Here is a 22,456-nt window from a genome sequence, read left to right as displayed (position 1 = left end):
AGGCGCCCGGTCCGGCCGCGGAGCGGTCGGACCGGGTGCCCCGGTGATGCTGATCAGAAGTAGGTGATGCCGTGCGGGGTCCGGGGCGGGAGCAGCATCGCGCGCAGCAGCTCGATCGACGCAGGATCCGCAGCGCGGACCAGGCCGGCGGCCGCCAGCGTGACGGGCGAGACCGACCCGATGAGCAGCGCACCGAGCTCTGCCACGTCGAGCTGGACGTCGGAGCCGGCCGCGTCGGCGTCGTCGGCGATGCGCGTGACGCTGCCACGGGCCTCCTGGACGTCCAGCCGGTACGTGCCGGTCGTGTGGCCGAGCGCATCGGTGACCGCGAGTGTCAGCGAGCCGTCGACGGCGAACGGCCGCGACTCGAGCACCGCGGCCACGTCGAGGACGCGCAGCCAGACGTGGTCCTCTTCGTGATCGACGTCGTAGGCACGGTTGTCGCCGAGGGCCGCGACGATCGGGTCGTCGAGCCGCGAGCGGTTGTACTTCACGACGTCGTTCAGGTCGATCGACAGCAGGAACTCCCACAGCGCCGTGTACGCCTGGTCGTTCGCGTAGACCAGGTCGACGATCTCGAGTGCGGTGTCGGAACCCCGGTCCTCCTTGACACGCCAGGTGACGTAGCCGTCGACCTCGTCGGAGCCGTCGGCACGGTGCACCGCCGCACGGACGTCCTTCGCCTTCTGGCCGTCGTTGCCGAGCAGCCCGAAGACGATCGGCCAGGTGCCGGCGTTGCGGACCATCGAGCCGGGCGTGCGGGTGTGGAAGCGCTCGAAGACCGTCTTGCCGGGGCCGTCGGCGAGCCACTGCGGCGTGACGACGGACACCGAGCCCGACGTCGGGGCGAGGAGGGGGAGTGCGCGTTCGCGACGCACGCGCACCGCGCGCTCGCGGATCGCGCTGCCGAAGCCGAAGCGGCGGTAGATCGTGCCCTCGGACGCGGTCAGCGACGCCACGGCGTAGCCCTCGGCGACACCGCGCTCGAGCGCGTGCGTCATCATGCGGCGCAGGATGCCGCGGCGACGCTCGGTTGGCCGGACCGTGACCGCGGAGATGGCCTGCGTGTCGACGGACGACCCGTCGCCCCAGCTCAGCGCCTTGCGGAACCACGTGAAGGTGCCTGCGGGCCAGGTCTCGTCGACGGAACCGGGGAAGGGGTTCCGGACGTAGACGCCCAGGAAGGTCTCTTCGTCGGCGATGAAGTGGGACGCCATGCGCGCTGCGCCCTCGGCGTCCGGGTCGGCTTCGTGGAAGCCGAGGCCGACTGCCTGCATCCACGCAGCCGTCTCGGCGTTCGGCGCCCCCTCGTCATCCGTCCCGGGCGCGAACTCGCGCAGCTCGTAGCGGTCGTCGAATGCCTCGTTGCTCACGCTCACGACCCTATCGGGACCGGGTGACGTCACGGCGTGGTGCGACGAGCCTCCTGCGCGACGACCTCGTCGAGGTCCGCCAGCGACCGCATCTGCTGCAGCGGACGGGCCATCCGGTGGTTGTCGCGGAGCGCCGGTTCGACGCGCGACAGGAACGCCCAGTACCCGGCCGTGAACGGGCACGCGTCATCGCCGACCCGCTTCGTCGGGTCGAAGCGGCAGCCCCCGCAGTGGTCCGACATCCGGTCGATGTAGCGGCCGCCCGACGTGTACGGCTTGGTGGCGACCATTCCGCCGTCGGCGTGCTGGGACATGCCGATGATGTTCGCGGGCATCACCCAGTCGGTGCCGTCGACGAACACGTCCGTGAACCACTCCGTCAGGTGCACCGGATCGTAGCCGCGCTGCAACGCCCAGTTGCCGAGCACCATGAGGCGCTGGATGTGGTGCAGCCAGCCGTGGTCGTGCAGGCCCTCGATCGCGGTCCGCACGCAGACGGCCTCGACCTCGGACGCGTCGAGGTCCTGCCACCAGCCGGGCAGCCGTCCGTGCGCGCCGAGGGCGTTCTCCGATGCGCCGTAGTCGTCGCCGAACCACCAGTAGAGGTGCCAGACGTAGTCGCGCCAGCCGGCGACCTGACGGACGAAGCCCTCGACGCTGGCGAGCGGTGCGGCCTCGGTGCGGTGCGCTTCGAGGGCGGCGTCGATCGCCTGACGCGGATCGAGCACCCCGAGGTTCATCGGCACGCTGAGGAGCGAGTGCGCCATCGTCCAGTCGTTCGTCAACGTGGCGTCCTCGAACGGACCGAAGTCGCCGAGGCGCACCGCGACGAAGTCGTCGAGCGCACGCTGGGCTTCGTCCGCCGTCACCGCGAACCGACGGGTGTCGTCGCGGCCGACGAACCGGGCGGTGCCGTCCCGCTCCCACCGGTCCAGGTCGTGCCGGACTTGCTCGTCGATGTCGTCCTCGTCCGGCCACCACGGCTCCGGCAGCCCGAGGGTCGTCGCACCCTTCGGCGGCGGCTCGCGGTTCTGGTCGTCGAGGCTGAACTTCCCGCCGATCGGCTTGCCGTCGCGCAGCAACCAGCCCTCGCGGCGCCGGACACGCTCGTAGTGGTCCTCCATGCGGAACCGACCCGTGCCCTGGGCCGCCCACTCCGCGAACTCGTCCTCGTCGGTGACGAACCCGCGGCTCGGCAGGATCACGGTGTCCCGGCCCCAGTGCCGGACCTGCGCGCGGAGGGTGCGGGACGGCGGGTCGATCACCTCGAGGTCGTCGCGGCCCGTCAGTGCTTCGCGGAGGGTGTCGACCTGGACGTGCTCGGCACGGTCACCGAGTTCGCGGACGCGGTGGCGCAGGGCGCTCAGCCAGAGGTGGGCCTTCGCCCGGTGGACGGGGCGGGCGGTGAAGAACTCGCGTGCCTCGACGACGAGGGCCGGGCCGCCGTCGTCGAACGCAGGACCGTACTGGCCGGGCAGGACCAGGCGACGACGTTCGGTGGGCATGGGTGGACCGTACCCAAGGGGCGGGGTGGGCTTGTCAGTCAGGGACGCTCGTCGACGAGGGCGATGAACCGGCTACCGATGCCCTCAACCTCTCGTCGGGTGAGCCCCGCGGTCGGTTCCGGCGCCTGGTACGGCTCGTGGTAGTCGCACATCAGGTAGTCCCACTCGGGCCACCACTTCTTCGGCCGCGCTTCTTCGGCGAACGCGCAGACGACGCACTCGAGGCGGACCCAGACCTTCTTGGCACCCGTGCGGTTGGCCCGGGACTGCACGAGCCACGCGGGCGGATCCTGTTCGATCGCGTCGAGTTCGGCTTCGCTGAGACGCGAGGGGATTCCGTGGTGGGTCGCCATCTCGAGGGTGATGTCGAGTCGAACGGCGGCGTCGCGTCGGGAGAGCATCCGACCAGATTAGGTTCTGTCGGGGCTTGGTGCTCGTCGGAGCGCTCGGTGCCGGTCGGACCGTTCGGTGCGATGCGCTGATGCGGCGGTGGCCAGATGGCGGGCGAATGCGACCCGTTCGAGAAGCGGCTTGATCTGTAGCGATTGAGGCACCTTCATCGGGCATTTTTGCGGGACAGGCATACGGGAATTCGCTGATCAGCGCGGACATGGCAGCCCATCGGTCGCGTTGCGATGGTCAGGCTGCAGCGGTGAGCGACCGGCTATCGAGACGGGCCGTCGGGTCGGCGTCGGCGGGTCGTGCTGGGCATCCAGCGAAATACCGCGGGTGCTCGACTGGCGACCTTCGCGCCGCCGACTATGTCGGGGATGCCTGGCCCTGTGGCTGGAAGTGGCAGGCAGCGTAGCGGTGCTCCACGGCAGACTTATAGCCATGAGGCAGGACGACATCGATGACGAGCTCTTCCCGCTCGGGGCCCCTGACCGCCACACGCACTCAATCCAGGCGCCTGCAGGCTGGAAAGATCTGGCAGCCACACTGACGTTGTTCGGTCTGAGCCTGCCGATGCTCGTTGTCGGTTGGTTCGGCGTCGTGCTCTCGATGTTCGCCTTCGACGCGTGTGGTAACGGGGGGTGCAACTACACCGCCGGATCGGTCGCCTACATCGGCTTCCCGATCGCGGCCGTCGTCAGCACAGTGCTTTGGGCGTCGGTCGCTGAACGCCGTCGGCGTGCCCGTCGTCGCGCGTGGATGTCTGGAGCAGCGGCGATCCTCACCATCGTCGCCCTCTTTGCCCTCGCTGCCACCGTCGTCCATTTTGCAGCACAGCCGAACTGAGCTGTCTGGTCTAGCTGCCGGCGGTGTCCATCGAGTGCCGGCTATTGCCTCGCTCACCGATCGCTCGCCGGGCGCTCGGAAGCAGTAGCGTCAGTGAATGGACGCCGTAAGTGCGAAGGTACTGGGCACAGGTGCGATCGTGTTCGGGCTCATCTTCATCGTGACGTCCATCGTGCGCTTGAGCCGTCCAGACCTCGACCTCCTGCTCGCGGTTCTGAACATCATCTTCGGCGCCCTCTTGATCTACACCGGCTTCAGACTGTGGCGATCCGCTCTTCGCGGAACGAACCGCGACCGATAGGCGATCGGCCACCGGACAGCTACGCCTTACTGCCATCACGTCGACCTGGTTGGGTGGAGTCCATGTTGATTCCCGGACTCATCGCTGGGCCGGCAATCATTGCGGTAGCGGTCACTGCGTTCGTGCGTCCGGCGCCGATCGCGCAGTACTTCGTCCACGCCCAGCAGGGGAGCCGCGGTCCGCAGAGTGCGATGACCCCGGGACTCGTCCGTGTGCTCGCTGTCGGGCTGGCAATGATCGGCATTGTCTGGACACTTCTGTCCATCTTCGGTCACCCCGAGTGACCGGCGAGTGGAAGGCGCGACCAAATGGAGTCCGGTAGCCGATCGGCCACCGAACAGCTACGCCTCACTGCCATCACGTCGACCTGGTTGGGTGAAGTCCATGTGGATTCCCGGACTCATCGCTGGGCCGGCAATCATTGCGGTAGCGGTGACTGCGTTCGTGCGTCCGGCGCCGATCGCGCAGTACTTCGTCGACGCCCAGCAGGGGAGCCGCGGTCCGCAGAGTGCGATGACCCCGGGACTCGTCCGTGTGCTCGCTGTCGGGCTGGCAATGATCGGCATTGTCTGGACACTTCTGTCCATCTTCGGTCACCCCGAGTGACCGGCGAGTGGAAGGCGCGACCAAATGGAGTCCGGTAGCCGATCGGTCAGCGGACACGCTCAGGTCGCCGTGCTGGCGGCTGGTGTGGGGAAGGTCAGGTTGGCGTGCCGAGCTGGTAGCCGGTGCCGCGGATCGTGGTGATGAGGTCGCGGTCGGTCTTCCGCCGGATGTAGTGCACGTACGTGTCGACGGTGTTCTCCTGCTCACCGTGTTCGAACACCGCGGAGAGCAAATGTTTCCGCGAGAATGCCCGCGCGGGTTCCGCAGCGAGGACCCGCAGCAGTGCACTTTCCTTCTCGGTGAGGAGGACCCGACCGGTGTACGGCGAGTGGATGCTGTGGTCGTCGGGGTAGAAGGTCCAGCCCCCGATCTCCACGCCGGTTCCGGTGCCGGTGTAGTCGCGGGTGAGCGCCCGGAGTCTGGCGGCGAGTTCGTCGAACTCGAACGGTTTCACGAGGTAGTCGTTCGCTCCGGCGTCGAGACCGGAGACGCGGTCGTGGAGTTCGCCGAGTGCGGTGAGCATGAGCACCGGGGTACTGATCCGCCGGCTCCGGATGGCGCTGATGAACTCGGTGCCGTCCATGCCGGGGAGCCGTCGATCGACGACCATGACGTCGAAGTACCGTTCCACTGCCGTGACGAGTGCCTGCTCACCGTCGGACGCGAGGACGACATCCCAGTCGTCGCTGAGTACCTCGGCGACGAGCGGTCCGAGCCTGGGGTCGTCCTCGACGAGGAGCAGCCGTTGTCTCATGGCGATCATCTTCCGCCCGCGCGACGAGTGATGGTCGGCACGGACGTCGCTGCGTGAACCGTCGGGATGCGGAGCGCGAAGACGGTGCCGTGATCACCAGTGGATTCGACGGTGACGTCACCGCCGGCGCGGACCACGATCTCACGCACCAGGGCAAGCCCGATGCCGTTCCCTGTGCGGGTTCCAGAAGAGTCCGCGCCGTGGCCGGTGCCGTGTGCGAACCGGTCGAACACCCGCGTCGGTTCGATCCCGGAGATGCCGGAGCCGTCGTCCTGCACGCGGACGCACACGCGGTCGTGTTCCGGCGTCGTGGTCACGGTGACGGTGCCGCCCGGTGGGGTGTGGCCGATGGCGTTGTCCGTGAGCGCGACGAGACAGCGGTGCAGCTGTGTCGGCGTCAGGCCCACGCTGGCGCTGTGGTCGATCACGTAGAGACGCACCTGCCGCTCGTCGGCAAGCACGCTCATGTCACGACGCAGCCCTGATAGTCCCACCTCGAGGCGCGCGACACCCGATTCGGAAGGCGTGCCTGCAGCGGCTTCCAGCAGGTCGTTGACGATGTCGATCAGGATCCGCGTGTCGCTGGTGACATCGTCGACGATGCCGCGGCGCGGATCGTCGACGGGCGTCTGCATGCGGAGTCGTTGCACGCGGGCATGGAGGACAGCGAGCGGTGTGCGAAGTTCATGGCTGGCATCCGCGACGAACGTCCGCTGCACGCGCAACGCCTCAGTCAGCGGGCGGACCGCGCGACGCGCGATCAACCAGGACGCGATTCCCGCGAAGACGATCGCGAGCCCGCCGACCCCGATGATCGCGACCGTCAGATCGAGCGTGTCCAGGGTGATGTGCACGTCGAACGGACCGGGCTGCTCGCGTTGCTGTCCGGGGGTGAGTTGCCAGAGCACGTACGCGACGACCAGAGCGATGATGCCGACGACCAACGCGGCTGACACTGCCGCGACGCGGACGGCGATGCCAATGACCGAACGCTGAGAGGCGAGTCGATCCGCATCCCGGTCCGGTGCACGACGGAGCGACCAACGTGCAGTGGCATCGATGAGTCGATGCCATGGTGTGCTGCTCATCTGGTCTCTCCGTTCCTGCTATCGACGTCCGGCCGGTTGGCGCTCCATCGAGATCGAGATCGAGATCGGGACCGCCGACGAAAAGCACCGGTCCAGGTTTCATCACTCAGTGCAAGAAAACGCCCAGGAAGCGGATCCAATCGGGCCATCCGGATTTCTTGGTGAAGTCTTGCAGGCCCTTTCATACCGTCGTTGCACCGACCAGGGCTCGAGGCCCACGGCACGACGAGGAGCACGCCATGACCCAGCTGACCGCCCGGCCCCGCCCACTGCGCAACAAGGTCCCCGACCCCACTCCGTCGTTCTGGATCATCAAGGTCCTCGCCACGACCGTCGGTGAAACCGCAGCCGATCTGCTCAGCGACACCCTCGGGTTCGGTCTCCCGCTGACGACGGCCGTGATGGCCGCAGTGCTCGTCGTGTTCCTGGTGTTGCAGTTCCGGGCGCGGGCCTACCGGCCGGTCACGTACTGGGTCACGGTCGTGCTGATCAGCATTGTCGGGACCTGCATCACGGACAACCTCACCGACGGGCTCGGTGTTCCGCTGGGTGTGAGCACGACCGTGTTCGCGGTCGCTCTCGCCGTGGTGTTCATCGTTTGGTACCGGAGCGAGCGCACGCTCTCGATCCACAAGATCGACACCACCAGGCGGGAAGCGTTTTACTGGCTGGCGATCCTGTTCACCTTCGCTCTCGGCACCGCAGCCGGTGACCTCATCGCCGAGCAGACCGGCCTCGGCTACCTGCCGTCCCTGCTGCTGTTCGCGGCAGCGATCGCGACAGTCACTGCCGTCTGGTTCATCGGCCGTCGCGGTGCCGTCACCTGCTTCTGGATCGCGTACATCCTCACCCGCCCGCTCGGCGCCTCGACCGGGGACCTGCTCTCCCAGCCGACGCACGACGGCGGACTCGGCATCGGGACCATCACCACCAGCATCGTCTTCCTCGCCGTCATCGCAGCGCTCATCGCATGGATCTCCGTCGGCCGCCACGAACGCGTGCGCACCGACGCCCACGAGCAGCTCTCGTCGTGATCGCCTGGTCCCGCTGACCGAGACCCCTTCGCCCGCACCCAGCCGGAAAGGCAGTGATGTCCACCGTCCCGCTCGCCGTCCACCTGTTCGACGCCGGATCCGTCCTGCACGCGTTCGGCCCCTATGTCCTTGCGGGGATCGCGGTCCTGATCTTCATCGAATCCGGGGTGCTGTTCCCGTTCCTCCCCGGTGATTCGCTCCTGGTCACCGCAGCGATCACCAGCGCCGCGCTGGGCATCGCACCATGGCAGGTCGCGGTCGTCGCGTCGATCGCTGCCGTCGCCGGCGACCAGGTCGGCTACTGGATCGGTCGACGCTTCGGCCGCCGACTCTTCCGTGACGGTGCACGGGTCCTCACGACCGCTCGGCTGGACGAGGCCGAAGCGTTCTTCACCAGGTGGGGTGGCCTGTCCCTGGTACTCGGCCGGTTCGTGCCGGTGGTCCGGACCTACGTCCCGCTCGCCGCGGGAACAGCCGACATGCACTACCGGAGGTTCATCCTGTGGAACATCGTCGGTGCGGTCGGTTGGGCGTGCGGACTCACCGCGGTCGGCGTGCTGCTCGGCGGGATCCCGTTCGTCGCGCACAACATCGACGTCCTCATGATCGTCATCGTCATCGTCTCGATCCTGCCCATCCTGATCGGGGTGGTCCGCAAGCGGCGGACCAGCCGAACGAACCAGAACAAACAGCCCATCAGCAGCGACCGCTGAGCAAGACCAGCATCCCGTCGCTGGCGAACCAGATCACGGATCCGATCACCAGGGTCATCAGCGCGGTCGGCGACGCATGGCGTTCGACGGATGACACCGTGCCGGCCGTACAGTGCACCTGATGATTGAGCAGCAGGCGTGACCGCGGACGCCCTGGTGCGCACCCTGCTCGGTGTGCTCGCTCTCGTCGCGGTGGCGACGGTCGTTCTGCTTGCTGCTCGCGCATCAGCGCCGTGGGCTCCGGCGGCGGCGATCGTGCGCGGCGCCCTGCAGCTCGCGGCCATCAGCCTCGTGCTCACCGGTGTCATCAGATCGCCGGTGCTGATCGGCTTCGCGCTCGGAGTGATGTTCCTCGTCGCGTCCTGCACGTCGGCTCGGCGGCTCGGGGACCTCCGGACGATGGTGCTGCCGGTCGCCGGGGCGATGGCAGCCGGAATCCTGGTCAGCGCGGTCGTCGTCTTCGGGAGCGGAGCGATCGCGCTCTCACCCCGTTACGCCCTCGCGGTCGGCGGCATCGTCATCGGGAACGCGATGTCGATCGCGACCATAGCCGGCCGTCGCTTCCGCGAGCTCGTCGACGATCGCTGGGACGAGGTCGAGGGGTGGCTCGCGCTCGGAGCAACACCGCGCCGCGCCACCGCGGACTTGGTACGTCGCGCCGTGAGCGCCGCTCTGATACCGACAGTCGACCAGACGAAGACGACCGGACTCGTCACCCTCCCTGGCGCGTTCGTGGGCGCCGTGTTCGGTGGCGTCTCTCCCCTCGAAGCCGGGCGCTTCCAGATCGTCGTCCTCGCGGCGATCATGGCGACGGGAAGCATCACCGCCGTCCTCGTGACGCGCTGGCTCGGCCCGGTGCAGACCCGGCCGGACGTCGTAGCGATCCGCTGACGCCCGGCCTTGGCGATGATCGTGCAGGACCGTCCGGGACGTTCTGGGCTCGCCCGTCAGCTACCGGAGCCGTCTGTGTCTGTGTGACGTCATCTGAAGGGACGGCGGACGCCTCGCAGTGTCCCCGGGCAGTGCGCTGTGGATGATGCTTCGGTGCGGAGTGCGCCGCCGCTAGTGGGGGCGCAGCAATCCCGTGAGCGGCGCTGGTCGGCGGAACAGGAAAGGCAGACCGATCAGGAGCCCGGCTGCGCGGTCGATGGTCGTGGGTCAGTCCCGATGAGGCGCAGGTCGACCATGCGTCAGCCATTCTCCCGATGAGGATCCGCGCCGTCACCAGGAGTGCCGCTGTTCGCAGAAGCAAGTCAGCGGCAGCAGAGTCGGGACAGGGCGCATCTGGGTGGTTCCTTGGAGCGGCGACGCGAGGCTGCTGTTCGGAGGTCACGAACATGACTGTTGGATTGCTGGTAGGTGCCAGTGCTGTCGCTGCGCTGATTGTGGCGACGGCGGCAGCTGCCGCGTTGCTCGCCGTAGCGACTGAAGCGGATCGAGAGCGGTTGTCCGATGCGGGGTGACCGCGCACTGTGGCAGCTCGGATCGGCGTTCACTGCAGCGGTGATCGTGGTGTTCATCGGGCTCACGTTGACCGCCGTTCCGGGTGTCGGAGCTGCTGAGACCGGCTTCGACCAGCTGCTGCGTGAACACCTGACGCCGACCGCGCTGCTCATCGCGTCCGGTATCGGCGTGCTCCTCGAGCCCGCGGGCGGTCTTGCGATCCTCGTGACCATCGGAGCGGTCGTCTGGCGGCGGTCCGATCGTGTCGCCGCGATGCAGTTCGTGGCGATCGCTGGGGTGTCGTGGGTGTCGGTCGAGCCGGTCAAGTTGCTGGTGCAGCGGCCTCGCCCAGTGCTCGCCGGCGTGCACCACGCGGTGGAGAGCTGGTCGTACCCGTCCGGGCACGTCGCGCTGGTCACTGCTCTGGTGCTCGGACTCGTCGCCGTGACGCACGGCAAGGCTCGAGTGCAGGTCGCCGCGGTCGGGACCGTTGTCGTGGTCGTGGTCGCGACCTCCCGACTTGCACTCGGCGTGCACTACCCGACTGACGTCTTGGCCGCGATCGTGTGGACGTCCGCAGTCTGGGTCGTCGTGCGTCACATCGCGCTGACACAGATCGGGGCGGGTCGAGCAGGGTCACGTCGCGGCCCCACCGCTGTTGCCGGTCTCCGGCCTCGATCACTCGTGGGGAAGGCGCGAGACCGATGACCGCTGTCGCGGAGCTGAGTGTCGTACCGGTGCGCAGCACACGCGCCCGGCCGGTACGGCTGTGGGTGGTCCCCACCCTGGTCGGTGTCGGAACCACGTCCGTGGCGGCGGCGTTCAGCTGGGTGCCGTCGGTTTGGTACGACGAGGCCGCGACGGTCGTGTCCGCCACCCGCCCCTGGGCGGCGCTGGCACGCGAGGTGCAACACGTCGACGTCGTCCACGCGACGTACTACGCTGTGATGCACTGCTGGTTCGCGCTCGTCGGGTACACGCCGTTCACCCTGCGTCTGCCCTCCGCGTTCGCGATCGGTGTCGCCGCGGCACTGCTCGTGGTCCTCGGACGCACACTCGCCAGCCCGAGGACCGGTCTCATCGCCGGAGTCCTTTTCGCGCTCTTCCCACGGGTGACGTGGATGGGGTCGGAAGGGCGGTCGTTCGCCATCGACACCGCCCTCGCAGTCGGAGCGACGATCCTCTTCGTCGCCGCCCGTGATCGCACCCGACAGGGAGCCCGGTCGTGGCCGTGGTGGGTGGTGTACACGGCGATCTCGATCCTCAGCGGCGCGGTGTTCCTCTACTTGGCGCTGGTCACGGTCGGTCACGGTGTGACGGCGGGGATCCCGTTGCTGCGGCGCTCTGGCCGTGATCGAGACAGCCGGAAGGTGCTCCTCAGCTGGGGCGCCGCAACTGCCCTGTCGGCGTGCGCACTGCTGCCGCTCGCCACGGCATCCGCGGGCCAGGATCGTCAGATCGCCTGGATCAATCCAATAAGCGCGCACACGATCCAAGAGGTGCTGATGACGCAGTGGTTCACCAAGAACCCGGGCTTTGCGGTCTTCGGATGCGCCCTCGCTGTGGCCGGCGTCGTGCTGATGCGCCGGAACGACACTGGCCGGCGGCTCCTCGTGGTCGCGCTGCCTTGGGCGCTCGTTCCCACCGTCGGCCTGATCGCCGCGTCGTTGGTGACGAACCCGCTGTACTCCCCGCGGTACGCAGCGTTTACCGCACCCGCGGTGGCGCTCTGCATGGGTGCTGCACTCACCGCCGTGCCGACTCAGTACGCCCGACGCGCCATCGCGACGGCGACCATCGTCGCCGCTGTGCTCACGGCGCCAACGTGGGTGCAACAGCGCACAGTCGCAGCGAAGGATGACGCCGCCTGGAACGAAGCCGCCGCCGTCATCGCCGCGCACCGAACTCAGGAGCCCGCTGGGCAGGAAGACGCCGTGGTCTTCGGACCCCTTGAGCGGCATCCGTTGACCACCTCGAGGATCATCGCGGAGACGTACCCGGCAGCGTTCTCCGGACTGCGCGATCCGCTCCTGGGTGTCCCAGCAAGTAAGTCAGCTGGCCTGTGGGAAACGCAACGACCGCTGGCGAATATCAGCAACGAGGTCGGTGCAGCAAAGGTGGTGTGGCTGCTCACCGCCGTCAAACCCGATGTCCGCACCATCGTGACGCAGGCACTCGCCCATGCCGGCTACCAGCAGCGTCACACGTGGCAGCGCACCCGCACCTGGATTGTGCAGTACCAGCGATGACACCATCACCCCCGCAAACCCCGAGACCGCACAGCACTCAAAGCCGCGACAAAAGCACCGAACGCGATGCTCAACCGTCGGAGCAGCCTCCGGTTGACCCCAGAACCCTCCGCTACGCCTACGCATCCGACGGAACCGGCCCATGGCTGTACGCACCCGACGGGACCGGCCCGTGGACCGTGTCCACTCACAATCCAGACACGTTCACGCTCGAACAGCCGAGAATGACCAACTGGGTACGCGGACTTCTCGGCGGTTCCTGGAAGCCATGGATGCGATGGCAGATCGTTGTGGCTCTCGTCGCCACCTTCCTGGGGTTCGTCATTGTCGGCACAGCGGCCGGCTTCGGGGTCGGCATCATCCTCAACCATTGCGGTTCCCGGTGAAGCCGGGTGTCTCATCGTCCCTTGTGGCGAACGGGATGATCTCGGGCACTTCACCGTCCCCTTGTCACCCCGCGGCGGAAGAGCAAGGAGCACCATGAGCGAGACCCTGGTCATCATCCCGACCTACGACGAGGCGGAGAACGTCCGTCCCATCGTCGAGCGCACGCTCGCCGCCACCGACGAGAACGTCCACGTGCTGGTCGTCGACGACAACTCGCCGGACGGCACCGGTGACATCGCCGATGCCATCGCCCGTGAGACCGACCGCGTGCACGTCATGCACCGCACGGTGAAGGACGGTCTCGGCGGCGCGTACCTGTCCGGGTTCGCCTGGGGCCTCGAGCACGGCTACGCCAAGCTCGTCGAGATGGACGCCGACGGCTCGCACCACCCCGAGTACCTGCCGTGGATGCTCAAGCTCGCGGACACGAACGACCTCGTGCTCGGGTCCCGCTGGATCAGGGGCGGCAAGGTCGAGAACTGGCCCTGGTACCGCGAACTGCTCTCCCGTGGCGGCAACCTCTACACGCGCCTGGCCCTCGGCATCGCCGTCCGCGACGCCACCGGCGGGTTCCGGGTCTTCACCTCGCGGGCGTTCGAGCGGATCGACCTGGCCGGCGTCGCGTCGAAGGGCTACTGCTTCCAGGTCGACCTGTGCTGGCGTGCCCTCGAGGCCGGTCTGCGCGTCGTCGAGACCCCGATCACCTTCACCGAGCGGGAGTTCGGCGTCTCGAAGATGAGCGGCAACATCGTGCGCGAGAGCCTGGCCCTCGTGACGAAGTGGGGCATCGACCGCCGCATCCGCGAGACCCGTTCCCTGGTCAAGGACCACCGGAAGCTGCCGTCCGTCCGCACCAACGCGCATACGAAACCCGCTCAAAACAACTGACGTTCCATCGATGGCGCACGCTCATCTCAGTCCTTGATCGCTGACCGACCACGCGCTTTGGATCGGCGTCGCGCGCTCGACAGCAACCTCTCGGCGTCCACCTTGCAGGAGATTGCAAAAGCGGGCGACCCTGAGTAAGTGCCGACAGCTTCAAGCGGTAGTCCCCGCAGCCATGGGTGACTGAAGGATGATGCTTGTGTCCTCGAATCAAACGCAGCCGCAAGCGTTGAAAGGTACGGCAACATGGTGACCTCAGGACTTGAAGCCGCCATCTCCGGTGAGCTGGCGCCCTACGGGGCGACGTTCACGCCGGCCGCCGCGCAGGTGCGTATCCCGGCAGTGCTTTCATCCCTCTTCGGGTCGATCGATGGGCATCCGCTGAGGTTCGACTTTCACGGCCCGGAGCGTGTCGCAGGTGACGCTTACGTTGTGTTGATATTCGACCTGCGCACGAAGAACGAGATCGGAAACGCGTCCAGCTCGGTGGACTTCGCGCAAGCTCTTGGGCACGTCGACTGGCCCAACGCGCTCGGGGCGCTCACGCACTGACCGCTATCGCTTCTAGCTGCCCTGTCCCTTGGGTCGGCCGACTGGACACGGCGCGGCGGAAAGGTAGCCCTTAAGTTCAAGCTGACATCGACTGATTTATCGGCGAGCGGCGTTGTGCCGGAGCTAGGCCGTGTTGCTAAATGGTCGGCTCGCAGTCATCGGTCACGCTTGAGGTATGTCTCGTGACGAAATCTCCGATGAGACGTGGGCTGTGATCGGTCCGCTCTTCCCGCAAGCAAAGCAGAGAGGGCGGCCGTCGGTGGATCGTCGGGTCGTGGTTGAAGCGGTGGTGTGGCGGTTCCGAACGGGTGCGCCGTGGCGCGACTTGCCGGAGCGGTTCGGGAACTGGAACACGATTTACCGCAACTTCGACCGGTGGGCCAAGGCCGGTATCTGGGCCCGGCTGCTCGAGCACGTGCAGGGCGCAGCGGAACGCCGCGGTGACATCGACTGGGCGGCGTCGATCGACTCCACGATCGCTCGAGTGCATCAGCACGGCGCGACCCTACCGCGGGTCAAAAAGGGGCACGTCGAACTACAACAAGACCAGCCCTGAACCGACCGATCATGCAATTGGGAGATCGCGCGGCGGACTCACGACCAAGACGCACCTCGTCTGCGATGGCAAGGGCAGGCCGCTCGGCTTCGTCGTCACGGCCGGGCAGGTCGCGGACACGATCATGCTGCCAGCAACAATGGACCGGATCCGTGTCCCCACCGCGGGACGTCCCCGTTCCCGGCCGGATCGGTTGCGTGCGGACAAGGGATACCCGTCGAGAGCGAATCGGGCGTGGCTGCGGGCACGAGACGTGAAGACGACGATCCCGGAACGTGATGACCAGATCACCCACCGTCGGAAACGCCCGGGTCGGCCCATCGTGTTCGACGCGGCCGACTACAAGGGCCGCAACGTCGTCGAGCGGTGCTTCAACCGGCTCAAGCAGTGGCGGGGCATTGCGATGCGCTCCGACAAGACCGCCCGGAACTACCACGCAGCACTCTGCGTCGCAGCGACACTGCTCTGGGTTCGAGGATCAGAGGAATAGACGCGCGAAGACCGTCGCTGGAACAGGCATGGACTCTGCGGTTGTGCTTGATCGATTCGGCGACATCAACGGCCTGAGGCTCCAGCCCACCGAGGCGCGACCGCTCCTGGTAACGGAAGTCCGGGTCAGCGTCGCCGTCGCGGGGCTCAACCCGGTGGACTGGCAGATCGTCGAATCGCGCACTCTCGCCACCGCGTTCGGGCTCGACCTTCCGATGGGATTCGGGAACGACTTCGCCGGCACCGTGGTCGAGACCGGCCCCTCCGTGCGCCGATGGAGTGTCGGGGACCGCGTCTTCGGCGGAGCCCGCGGCCGTGCCGTCGCGACCTCGATCATCCTCGACGAGAACCATCCGAGCCTGCACCGCACCCCACCGAAGGTCTCCGACCTCGAGGCCGGGGTCCTGGACATCGCCGGACGGACCGCGTCGGCCGTCGCTGACGCTCTGTCGGCGCGACCCGGCGAGACCGTCCTCGTCGGTGCGGCAGGCGGCGGCGTCGGTTCGATCCTGACGCAGCTGCTCGTCCGCTACGGCGCCCACGTCATCGGAACCGGGTCAGCGGCCTCCGCCGACTACATTCGATCGCTCGGCGCGCGGCCCGTGACATACGGCGGCGGACTTGCCGCCGAAATCGCCGCCGAGAAGATACCTGTCGTTGCGGCTGCGGACCTGCACGGGACGGACACGGCCGAGACAGCGATCCGCTCGGGCGTCCCGCCGCACCGCGTGGTCACCATTGAGGCGGACGAACCACCCGCCGGCGTCGTTCAGGTCAACGGCTCCGACGCAACTCCCGATGCACTCGACCGTCTCCTGGCATTGATCTCCGACAAGACCTTACGCATCCCCGTCGCCGCCGTTTACGGCCTCGACCGGTTCCAGGATGCGGTCACACACCAGCGCAGCCGCCACCTCCACGGCAAAATCGCCATCAGTACTTCCATTTAGCAACACGGCCTAGTCTGACGAAGCGACAGCGGCCTAGGGCTGCGACTGCGCCCGTTGGGGGAATCGGCTATCGATACGGGCGCACTGGGTGGTACCTGCCGAGGTCTACCTGTGAGCAGCTTCGTTCGGTGTCGTCGTTCTCGCACCAATCCGTGTCGTGATCACGTCCGGTAGCCGATCGGCTATCGGACACCGATCCAGAGGCCGAGGAGTGCCACGAGGACGCACGCGACGAGGTTCACGAGGCCGTGTGCCGCTGCTGCGCGGTAGCGGTTCTCGAGTGCGAGCCGGACGGCTTCGACGCTGGCGGTGCTGAACGTCGTGTACCCGCCAATCAGGCCGGTACCGACGACGGTCACCCAGACCGCTGGCAGGACGGTGGTACCGAGCCGGTGATGATGCCGAGCGCGAGGGAGCCGGTGAGGTTGATGACGCTCGTGCCCCACGGGAACCGGGACCCGAGCCGGTTACGGACGGCGGTGTCGAGAAAGACCCGCAGCGAGGACCCTGCCCCACCCGCGATCGCGGTCCCGAGACTCAGCCAGCGGCCTCGGCGTCGAGGTTGTTCACGAATTGACTCCTTTGTCAGGGAAGGTGCAGATCAGACGCTGACACGAAAATCTACACTGGTGTAGGTGTTTTCATACCTACCATCCCGCTACTCGCGAAGCGACAGAATGGACGCGATGAACACCAAGACCGAAAAGGGCTATGCCGCCGGCCGAGCTCGACGCGAGCAGATCGTCGCCGAAGCCACTCTGCAATTCGGTCGAGTCGGCTTCAACGGGGCCACGATCCTCGAGATCGCCGCCGCCTGCGGAATCTCGCGGGCCGGGCTCCTGCACCACTTCGCGACCAAGGAGTCCCTTCTCGAGGCGGTGCTCGAAGAGCGCGACCGGGCAGACCGAGCAAGTTTCCGTCGCAGCGGCTCCGCCCAGTCGGGCGGCGTGGGCGTCCTCCGCGGCATGGTCGACCTGGCTGCACGGAACGCCGAGCTCCCCGGCATCATCGCGCTTTACGCCGTCCTCTCGGCGGAGGCAACCGACCCGGCGCATCCCGCTCACGAGTACTTCGTCAAGCGCTACGCGCGCATCCGGTCAGGCACCGAGACAGCCCTTGACAAGGCAAAAGTGGCTGGCGACTTAATCGACAGTGTCGACGTCGCCGCGGCAGCCATCGAGCTCACCGCCTTGATGGACGGCCTGCAGGTGATGTGGCTCCTGGACCCCGATGGCATTGACATGGCTGCACAGGTCCGACGCGCCGTTCAACGACTCCTAGTTTTCCCTCTGTGAGGCACTCGATTTCGCCATTGCGCTAGCGATACGGAGGCGGCTTTGCCGGTGGTGCGGACGCGAGGCTCGTCGCGGCGTCAGCCCTGGATGGTCCAGGCAGCGGAGATGCTCCGGTCGACGACTCGGCGCCATCCGTCCGGAGCGGCAGGGTCATGGCTGGCCATCCCGGCCATCCACAGGACGGTCATCAGGTCCTCGGTGGTGAAGTCCTCGGCGAGCACGCCGGCGTTGTGTGCGTTGGCGACGAGTTCCGCTCCGAGCGCCATCGATCGTTCGCATGCGTTGATGAGGAGCACGGCGTCGGGGTATCGCCGGAGCATCGCGTCGTTCATCGCCGGGTCGCTCCGCTGCAGGTCGATCATCTCGGCGATGAAGGTCTCCAGCTGCGCGCGCGGACTGTCCTGGGCCAGTGTCCGTTCCCGCAGGGTCCGAAGCTTCGCGCCCGCGATGTCGGGCACGACGGCGTCGATGAGGTCTTCGCGCGATCCGATGCGGTTGTAGAGCGTGCCGATGCTCACCCCGGCTTCCCGGGCGATGTCCTCCAGGGGAGCGGACAACCCTCGCTGCGAGAACACGGCGATGGCGGCAGCGCGCAGCTTCTGGAGGTTCGCCTGCGCGTCTCGACGCAGACGGGGTGGGGTGCTCACAGCGACTCCGAAGGAACTTGAGGGCGGTCTCAACATATGCTGCAGTGGATTTGAGGACGGTCTCAACTTACCGCACCAGCTTGCAGGGCCCGGCGGTGGGCCACGGAAGGACGCATCATGCCCCTCATTACCATCATCGGCGCAGGCCCTGGTCTGGGTCTCGAGATCGCGCGGGCCTTCGGGCAGAAGGGCTTCGACGTCGCGCTCGTGGCCCGCAGTCAGGCGAACGTGGACTCCCTGGCGGGTGAGCTCGTCGCGGAGGGCATCCAGGCTCGTGGTTTCACCGCCGACGTCAGCGAGCCCGACACGATCCGGACTGCTCTCCGATCGATCCGGGAGACGCTCGGGCCGATCGACGTCCTCGAGTTCTCCCCGGCTGACCGGACCCTGGAGTCGGTCGACGCGGTGGACGTGACGATGGAGAACCTGCAGCCACAGCTCGACTTCTACCTCGGCGGCGCCATCGCGGCCGTCGGGGAGGTCCTGCCGGGCATGATCGCGGCGGGCGCCGGCACGGTCCTCGTGACCACCGGTGGCGGTGCGCTCGCCCAGACGCCGGTCCGCGGGAACGTCAACATCGCAGCGGCGGGGCTCCGGAACTGGACGCTCAACCTCAACGCCGCTCTCGCTGACAAGGGTGTCTACGTCGGGTTCGTCGCCATCACCGCGCTGATCGGCGGTGGGCGACCGGACGCTGAACCGGCGGTCATCGCGCAGTCCTACGTGAAGCTCCACGACGAGCGGCGGGATGCCGAGCTGCACTACGTCGCGTACGACGGCTGACGCTCCTCCCGCCCGGGCTGCTGGCCTGGGCGGGATCCGCCGGGCTGCCGGGACCCGGGTCCGCGCGGTTCAGCCAGCGCCAGCCGCTGCCGCTGCGAAGGTCCGGAGAGCCGCCACCTGCTCGGCCGTGCTCGGGGGCGCGTCCGCCATCTGCCACGTCGACACGAGCGCGATCATGCCGCCGATCGTGAAGGTCCGGGCGTCCCCGGTCAGAGCGATCTCCGATCCTCGGTGATCGTGGTCCGACTCCGACAGCCAGGTCGTCATCGCGTCTGCGAGCACCTCGGCAACACGCTCGCCACGTGGAACGGCGCGCAGCTTGTCGAAGAAGCCGCGATCCGCACGTCCCGCGGCGAGCAGCGGTTCGATCCCGCGCTCCCGAACGGCGTCAGTGAGGGCCTGTGGGAGGTTCGCCGCGGCCTCGTCGAGCGGAAGCTGGTCCTCGAGGAGGCGGCTGATCCAGAGGTCCGTCGCCAGGTCACCGACATTGCTGTAGTGGTTGTGGAGGGCCTGCCTGCTCAACCCAGCACGCTGTGCCACGGCGCTCATCGAGATCGTCTCGCCCTTCGGCGTCTCGGACACCAGGGCGGCCAGCGCCCGGATCAGGGCGGCGCGGCTGCGGATGATGCGCGGGTCCACCCGCTGGCTCGCGCGTGGCGCCGTGCGCGCTCCCTCGGTCATGAGTCCATCTTGCCAGAGCCCGAACCCTGATGTACGTTCGTCATCTACTGGACAACTGTAAAGGACACCATGACGCACGTAACCGAGCCCGCCACTGGCCGCGGAGACGGCCCGCAGCACCCCGAGTTCGAAGCGGCGGTCGCGGGCGGCGCGCTGGACTCCGAAGGGCCGGGATCAGCGCATCGCTACCGGAACGTGATCCTCGGCGGGATCGCGATCCTGCTCCTGGCGATGGCGATGCTGACGAGCTACTCGAGCGCGTTCGGTAACCCGACGCCGAACAACGTGCACCTCGCGGTCACCGGCGACGCTGACGCGATCGTCGCGCTCGAACAGCACGGATCGCTGGATCTCACCGTCGTGGCCTCCGAGCAGCAGGCGCGAACCGCGGTGCTCGACCGCGACGTCGACGGCGCTGTCGTGTTGCCTGCACCGGGGAAGGGCGCCGGCGTCACCACCTACATCGCCAGCGGCGGCGGCCGGGGCCTCGGACAGGCGATCTCAGGTATCGGTGACTCGATCGCAGCGAAACTGCAGACCACCAACACGGCCACAGACCTCGCGCCCCTGCCGGAGAAGGACCCGGTCGGGTCGATCGAGTTCTACGCGATCCTCTTCGCCGGCCTGGGGGCCGCCCTCGGCGCGACAGTCTTCGGGCGCATCCTCGGCACGGTCGACACAGCCGCGAAGTTCGTCGAGCGCAGCATCGTCCTCGTGCTCTACGCCGGTCTCCTCGCCGCACTGATCACCCTGTGGATCGACTCCGCCCTCGGCGCGGTGACCGTCGGCCCCTGGGCGGTGTTCGGGATCCTCTGGCTGACCGGAGTCGCCATCGGGGGAGCGGTAACGGGCGTCGCAGCACTCGGCGGAACCATCGCGGCGCTGGTGATGACGCTCGCCCTGGTGATCCTGGGGAACACGTCTTCCGGTGGTCCCCTCGGGATCCACGTCCTCAACGATTTCTTCCAGACGCTCTACTACGTCTTCCCGCAGGGCGACGCGCTCGACCTGCTGCGGTCCGTCCAGTACTTCGACGGCGCCGCGGTCGCCGCCCCGATCATCCGGCTGAGCATCTGGGCTGTGGCAGGCATCCTGCTCACGCTGACAGCGATGCTCATCCGGAACCGACGCGAAGCTGCGGCTCGACCGAAGGGCGGCCTCCGCTCCGAGCAGGATCCCCGCCCGACTGCCGGACCCTCGGGCTCCCACCTCGAGGCCGCTGCAGTCACGCCCAACGCGGCCTTGCTGCCGTTGACCCCAACGCCCTGAACACAACAGGGGTCCTCGACGGGCGGGGATCCCTCATGACACCCACTCCTGCACACGACAACCAGCCCTCATTGCTGAGGACGATCGGAGGACCGCACCATGCCAGGAAAGATCGATGTCCACCAGCACCTGCTCCCGCCACGCTACTTCGAGGCACTGGCAGCGTCAGGATCGCAAGCGATGGGGGCCGGCGCCCCGGCGGGCGCCCGGGCGGATGCGCCGGCTGCGACCGGAGGGTCCGCGCAGTGGGACCCGTGGGGTGCGAGCGGCGGGACCGCACCGCGACGAGGCCCCCGGGCCATCGGCGGCTGGTCGATGCCGGAGTGGAGCCCCGAAGCGACGATCGCGATGATGGACGAAACGGGGATCGAGACCGGGATGCTCTCGATCAGCGCACCGGGCGTGCACTTCGGTGACGACGCCGCGGCGCGCGAACTCGCCCGCGAACTGAACGACTACCAGGCCGAGCTGGTCCGTGAGGCGCCAGACCGGTTCGGGCACTTCGCGGTGCTGCCGCTGCCGGACTTCGACGGTGCGGTCGCCGAAGCCGTGCGAGCACTCGACGAACTCCACGCCGACGGGGTGCTCCTGCTGTCGAACGCGCACGGACGGTACCTCGGCGACCCCGCGTACGAGCCGCTCTGGGCAGAACTCGCCGCCCGCTCAGCCGTGGTCTTCGTGCACCCCACCGCACCACCGATCGCCCAGTTGCCGGGGATGCCCACCGCACTGCTGGACTTCCCGTTCGACACCACCCGCACCGCCGTGGACCTCGTCGCGCACGGCGTGTTCGACCGCTACCCGAATCTTCGCGTGATCCTCTCCCACGCCGGCGGGTTCCTGCCCTACGCAGCCAGTCGTTTCAGCGCCGCCGCGATGTTTAACCCGGACACCACGCCGGAGAGCATCCAAGCGGGCCTCCGGAAGTTCTACTTCGACACCGCCCTGTCCGCATCTCCCACCTCGCTGCCGTCACTGCTGGCCTTCGCGGAGCCCGGCCACGTCCTCTACGGCAGCGACTTCCCCTACGCACACCCCGACTGGAGTGCCCGCTTCGACCACGACCTGGACACCTACGACGGCCCCGGCGCAGAACGACTGGGCGAGGTGCTCCGAACAGCCGCCGAACAGCTCTTCCCTCGCTTGACCGCCGAGCGCGTTCCGGGGAGCGAGTGAGTGTCGAAGCGGTTCGTGAGTCATCAGGGTGCGCCAGCCTCACCGTTCAGCCGAGTGTTGGCGGGAGCGCCCCGATCTGCCCGAGGATGCTGAGCACGTCCGGCTGGCCGACCTCGTCGACGATCAGTCCCTCGTCGAAACGGTAGAAGTTGCTCGCGTTCGCGACCACCGTCCTCCCCGTAGCGGGGACACCGAGGAACTCGCCGTCGTGCGTGCCGCGGAGTTCGAAACGTGCTGCGACTGTGTCGCCCTCGACGACGATCCGGTCGATGCTCCACTGGATGTCAGAGAACGCGCTCCGCATGATCGTCAGGATCTGCAGGTACCCCGGCAGCCCGCGCAGCGGCTCGGGCGAGAACGGCGTCAAGAACGCCGCTTCCGGTGCGATGACCGTCTCACCGATGGACGGGTCGGCGCTGTTGATGAAGTCGACGAATCGCAGGAAGGAGAGGCGTGTGTCTGTGGTCATGGACAACTACTT

The 22,456-nt window shown here is 67.7% G+C and carries 25 protein-coding genes and 1 pseudogene; 17 read left to right on the top strand and 9 right to left on the bottom strand.

Going from position 1 to position 22,456, the window contains the following annotated elements:
• Positions 1 to 53: 53 nt before the first annotated feature.
• Genes ACGH48_RS14555 through ACGH48_RS14545 form a run of 3 tightly spaced genes read right to left on the bottom strand, consistent with a single transcriptional unit; the run spans position 54 to position 3,279 of the window.
• Positions 54 to 1,373, bottom strand: coding sequence for a GNAT family N-acetyltransferase (locus ACGH48_RS14555; protein ID WP_396289087.1), 1,320 nt, complete (start codon positions 1,371 to 1,373; stop codon positions 54 to 56).
• A gap of 29 nt (positions 1,374 to 1,402) precedes the next feature.
• On the bottom strand, positions 1,403 to 2,878 hold the full coding sequence (locus ACGH48_RS14550) for a cryptochrome/photolyase family protein (RefSeq protein ID WP_396289085.1): 1,476 nt from the start codon (positions 2,876 to 2,878) through the stop codon (positions 1,403 to 1,405).
• A gap of 38 nt (positions 2,879 to 2,916) precedes the next feature.
• Positions 2,917 to 3,279 (bottom strand): hypothetical protein, encoded by a 363-nt coding sequence (locus ACGH48_RS14545; protein ID WP_123291944.1) that lies wholly within the window; start codon positions 3,277 to 3,279, stop codon positions 2,917 to 2,919.
• A 433-nt stretch (positions 3,280 to 3,712) separates the two neighbouring features.
• On the opposite strand from ACGH48_RS14545, the gene ACGH48_RS14540 reads away from it, so the two are divergent.
• The 3 genes from ACGH48_RS14540 to ACGH48_RS14530 all read left to right on the top strand — a co-directional run bounded on the left by ACGH48_RS14540 (position 3,713) and on the right by ACGH48_RS14530 (position 5,024).
• Positions 3,713 to 4,117 carry a hypothetical protein gene (locus ACGH48_RS14540; protein WP_396289083.1) on the top strand — a complete coding sequence of 135 codons (405 nt, stop codon included), beginning with the start codon at positions 3,713 to 3,715 and terminating at the stop codon, positions 4,115 to 4,117.
• 97 nt (positions 4,118 to 4,214) lie between these two features.
• A complete protein-coding gene (locus tag ACGH48_RS14535; RefSeq protein ID WP_396289082.1) occupies positions 4,215 to 4,418 on the top strand; it encodes a hypothetical protein in 204 nt (67 codons plus the stop codon).
• Positions 4,419 to 4,850: 432 nt separating this feature from the next.
• Positions 4,851 to 5,024, top strand: a complete 174-nt coding sequence (locus tag ACGH48_RS14530; protein ID WP_396289081.1) for a hypothetical protein — start codon at positions 4,851 to 4,853, stop codon at positions 5,022 to 5,024.
• A 94-nt stretch (positions 5,025 to 5,118) separates the two neighbouring features.
• On the opposite strand, the gene ACGH48_RS14525 is transcribed toward ACGH48_RS14530, so the two are convergent.
• Both ACGH48_RS14525 and ACGH48_RS14520 read right to left on the bottom strand, forming a co-directional pair.
• Positions 5,119 to 5,778 carry a response regulator transcription factor gene (locus ACGH48_RS14525; RefSeq protein ID WP_311316891.1) on the bottom strand — a complete coding sequence of 220 codons (660 nt, stop codon included), beginning with the start codon at positions 5,776 to 5,778 and terminating at the stop codon, positions 5,119 to 5,121.
• A 5-nt stretch (positions 5,779 to 5,783) separates the two neighbouring features.
• Positions 5,784 to 6,866: a HAMP domain-containing sensor histidine kinase gene (locus tag ACGH48_RS14520; protein ID WP_123314041.1), complete on the bottom strand. Its 1,083-nt coding sequence runs from the start codon at positions 6,864 to 6,866 to the stop codon at positions 5,784 to 5,786.
• Positions 6,867 to 7,105: 239 nt separating this feature from the next.
• Between ACGH48_RS14520 and ACGH48_RS14515 the strand changes: the two genes are divergently transcribed.
• From ACGH48_RS14515 to ACGH48_RS14470, 10 genes and pseudogenes are all read left to right on the top strand, one after another.
• Positions 7,106 to 7,900, top strand: a complete 795-nt coding sequence (locus tag ACGH48_RS14515; RefSeq protein WP_221180579.1) for a hypothetical protein — start codon at positions 7,106 to 7,108, stop codon at positions 7,898 to 7,900.
• A 56-nt stretch (positions 7,901 to 7,956) separates the two neighbouring features.
• Entirely contained in the window at positions 7,957 to 8,613 is a 657-nt protein-coding gene (locus ACGH48_RS14510; RefSeq protein WP_123314105.1) for a DedA family protein, read from the top strand.
• A gap of 138 nt (positions 8,614 to 8,751) precedes the next feature.
• Complete coding sequence (locus tag ACGH48_RS14505; RefSeq protein WP_123314040.1) at positions 8,752 to 9,504, top strand: ABC transporter permease; 753 nt, start codon at positions 8,752 to 8,754, stop codon at positions 9,502 to 9,504.
• 561 nt (positions 9,505 to 10,065) lie between these two features.
• Positions 10,066 to 10,764, top strand: a complete 699-nt coding sequence (locus tag ACGH48_RS14500) for a phosphatase PAP2 family protein (protein ID WP_396289080.1) — start codon at positions 10,066 to 10,068, stop codon at positions 10,762 to 10,764.
• Positions 10,765 to 10,793: 29 nt separating this feature from the next.
• Complete coding sequence (locus ACGH48_RS14495; RefSeq protein ID WP_396289078.1) at positions 10,794 to 12,305, top strand: hypothetical protein; 1,512 nt, start codon at positions 10,794 to 10,796, stop codon at positions 12,303 to 12,305.
• A gap of 224 nt (positions 12,306 to 12,529) precedes the next feature.
• Complete coding sequence (locus ACGH48_RS14490) at positions 12,530 to 12,691, top strand: hypothetical protein (RefSeq protein WP_185021475.1); 162 nt, start codon at positions 12,530 to 12,532, stop codon at positions 12,689 to 12,691.
• A gap of 94 nt (positions 12,692 to 12,785) precedes the next feature.
• Positions 12,786 to 13,580 carry a polyprenol monophosphomannose synthase gene (locus tag ACGH48_RS14485; RefSeq protein ID WP_396289076.1) on the top strand — a complete coding sequence of 265 codons (795 nt, stop codon included), beginning with the start codon at positions 12,786 to 12,788 and terminating at the stop codon, positions 13,578 to 13,580.
• A 243-nt stretch (positions 13,581 to 13,823) separates the two neighbouring features.
• Complete coding sequence (locus ACGH48_RS14480) at positions 13,824 to 14,129, top strand: hypothetical protein (protein WP_123314036.1); 306 nt, start codon at positions 13,824 to 13,826, stop codon at positions 14,127 to 14,129.
• Positions 14,130 to 14,304: 175 nt separating this feature from the next.
• A pseudogene (locus ACGH48_RS14475) lies at positions 14,305 to 15,175 on the top strand (IS5 family transposase).
• Positions 15,176 to 15,203: 28 nt separating this feature from the next.
• Positions 15,204 to 16,124 (top strand): NADP-dependent oxidoreductase, encoded by a 921-nt coding sequence (locus ACGH48_RS14470; protein WP_396289075.1) that lies wholly within the window; start codon positions 15,204 to 15,206, stop codon positions 16,122 to 16,124.
• A 182-nt stretch (positions 16,125 to 16,306) separates the two neighbouring features.
• On the opposite strand, the gene ACGH48_RS14465 is transcribed toward ACGH48_RS14470, so the two are convergent.
• Entirely contained in the window at positions 16,307 to 16,483 is a 177-nt protein-coding gene (locus ACGH48_RS14465) for a CrcB family protein (RefSeq protein ID WP_243736460.1), read from the bottom strand.
• A 327-nt stretch (positions 16,484 to 16,810) separates the two neighbouring features.
• Between ACGH48_RS14465 and ACGH48_RS14460 the strand changes: the two genes are divergently transcribed.
• The gene (locus tag ACGH48_RS14460) at positions 16,811 to 17,419 is read left to right on the top strand and encodes a TetR/AcrR family transcriptional regulator (RefSeq protein WP_123314104.1); all 609 of its coding nucleotides are present in this window, start codon (positions 16,811 to 16,813) and stop codon (positions 17,417 to 17,419) included.
• 77 nt (positions 17,420 to 17,496) lie between these two features.
• On the opposite strand, the gene ACGH48_RS14455 is transcribed toward ACGH48_RS14460, so the two are convergent.
• Positions 17,497 to 18,066: a TetR/AcrR family transcriptional regulator gene (locus ACGH48_RS14455; protein ID WP_071303668.1), complete on the bottom strand. Its 570-nt coding sequence runs from the start codon at positions 18,064 to 18,066 to the stop codon at positions 17,497 to 17,499.
• Positions 18,067 to 18,183: 117 nt separating this feature from the next.
• On the opposite strand from ACGH48_RS14455, the gene ACGH48_RS14450 reads away from it, so the two are divergent.
• The gene (locus ACGH48_RS14450; RefSeq protein WP_071303667.1) at positions 18,184 to 18,849 is read left to right on the top strand and encodes an SDR family oxidoreductase; all 666 of its coding nucleotides are present in this window, start codon (positions 18,184 to 18,186) and stop codon (positions 18,847 to 18,849) included.
• Positions 18,850 to 18,918: 69 nt separating this feature from the next.
• Here the strand turns inward: ACGH48_RS14450 and ACGH48_RS14445 are convergent, their stop codons facing one another.
• Positions 18,919 to 19,488, bottom strand: a complete 570-nt coding sequence (locus ACGH48_RS14445; RefSeq protein ID WP_396289074.1) for a hypothetical protein — start codon at positions 19,486 to 19,488, stop codon at positions 18,919 to 18,921.
• 111 nt (positions 19,489 to 19,599) lie between these two features.
• Here ACGH48_RS14445 and ACGH48_RS14440 point away from each other — a divergent pair, with 111 nt between their 5' ends.
• Positions 19,600 to 20,799: an ABC transporter permease gene (locus ACGH48_RS14440; protein ID WP_123314033.1), complete on the top strand. Its 1,200-nt coding sequence runs from the start codon at positions 19,600 to 19,602 to the stop codon at positions 20,797 to 20,799.
• A 99-nt stretch (positions 20,800 to 20,898) separates the two neighbouring features.
• Positions 20,899 to 21,975: an amidohydrolase family protein gene (locus ACGH48_RS14435; RefSeq protein ID WP_396289073.1), complete on the top strand. Its 1,077-nt coding sequence runs from the start codon at positions 20,899 to 20,901 to the stop codon at positions 21,973 to 21,975.
• A gap of 46 nt (positions 21,976 to 22,021) precedes the next feature.
• On the opposite strand, the gene ACGH48_RS14430 is transcribed toward ACGH48_RS14435, so the two are convergent.
• Positions 22,022 to 22,444 (bottom strand): ester cyclase, encoded by a 423-nt coding sequence (locus ACGH48_RS14430; protein ID WP_071303664.1) that lies wholly within the window; start codon positions 22,442 to 22,444, stop codon positions 22,022 to 22,024.
• Between the last annotated feature and the right edge of the window lie 12 nt (positions 22,445 to 22,456).

Source organism: Curtobacterium pomorum, from assembly GCF_044497295.1.
In the GTDB taxonomy this organism is placed as follows: domain Bacteria; phylum Actinomycetota; class Actinomycetes; order Actinomycetales; family Microbacteriaceae; genus Curtobacterium.
The sequence above is the reverse complement of the archived record's forward strand: the minus strand, read 5'-3'. Positions and strand labels throughout refer to the sequence as shown.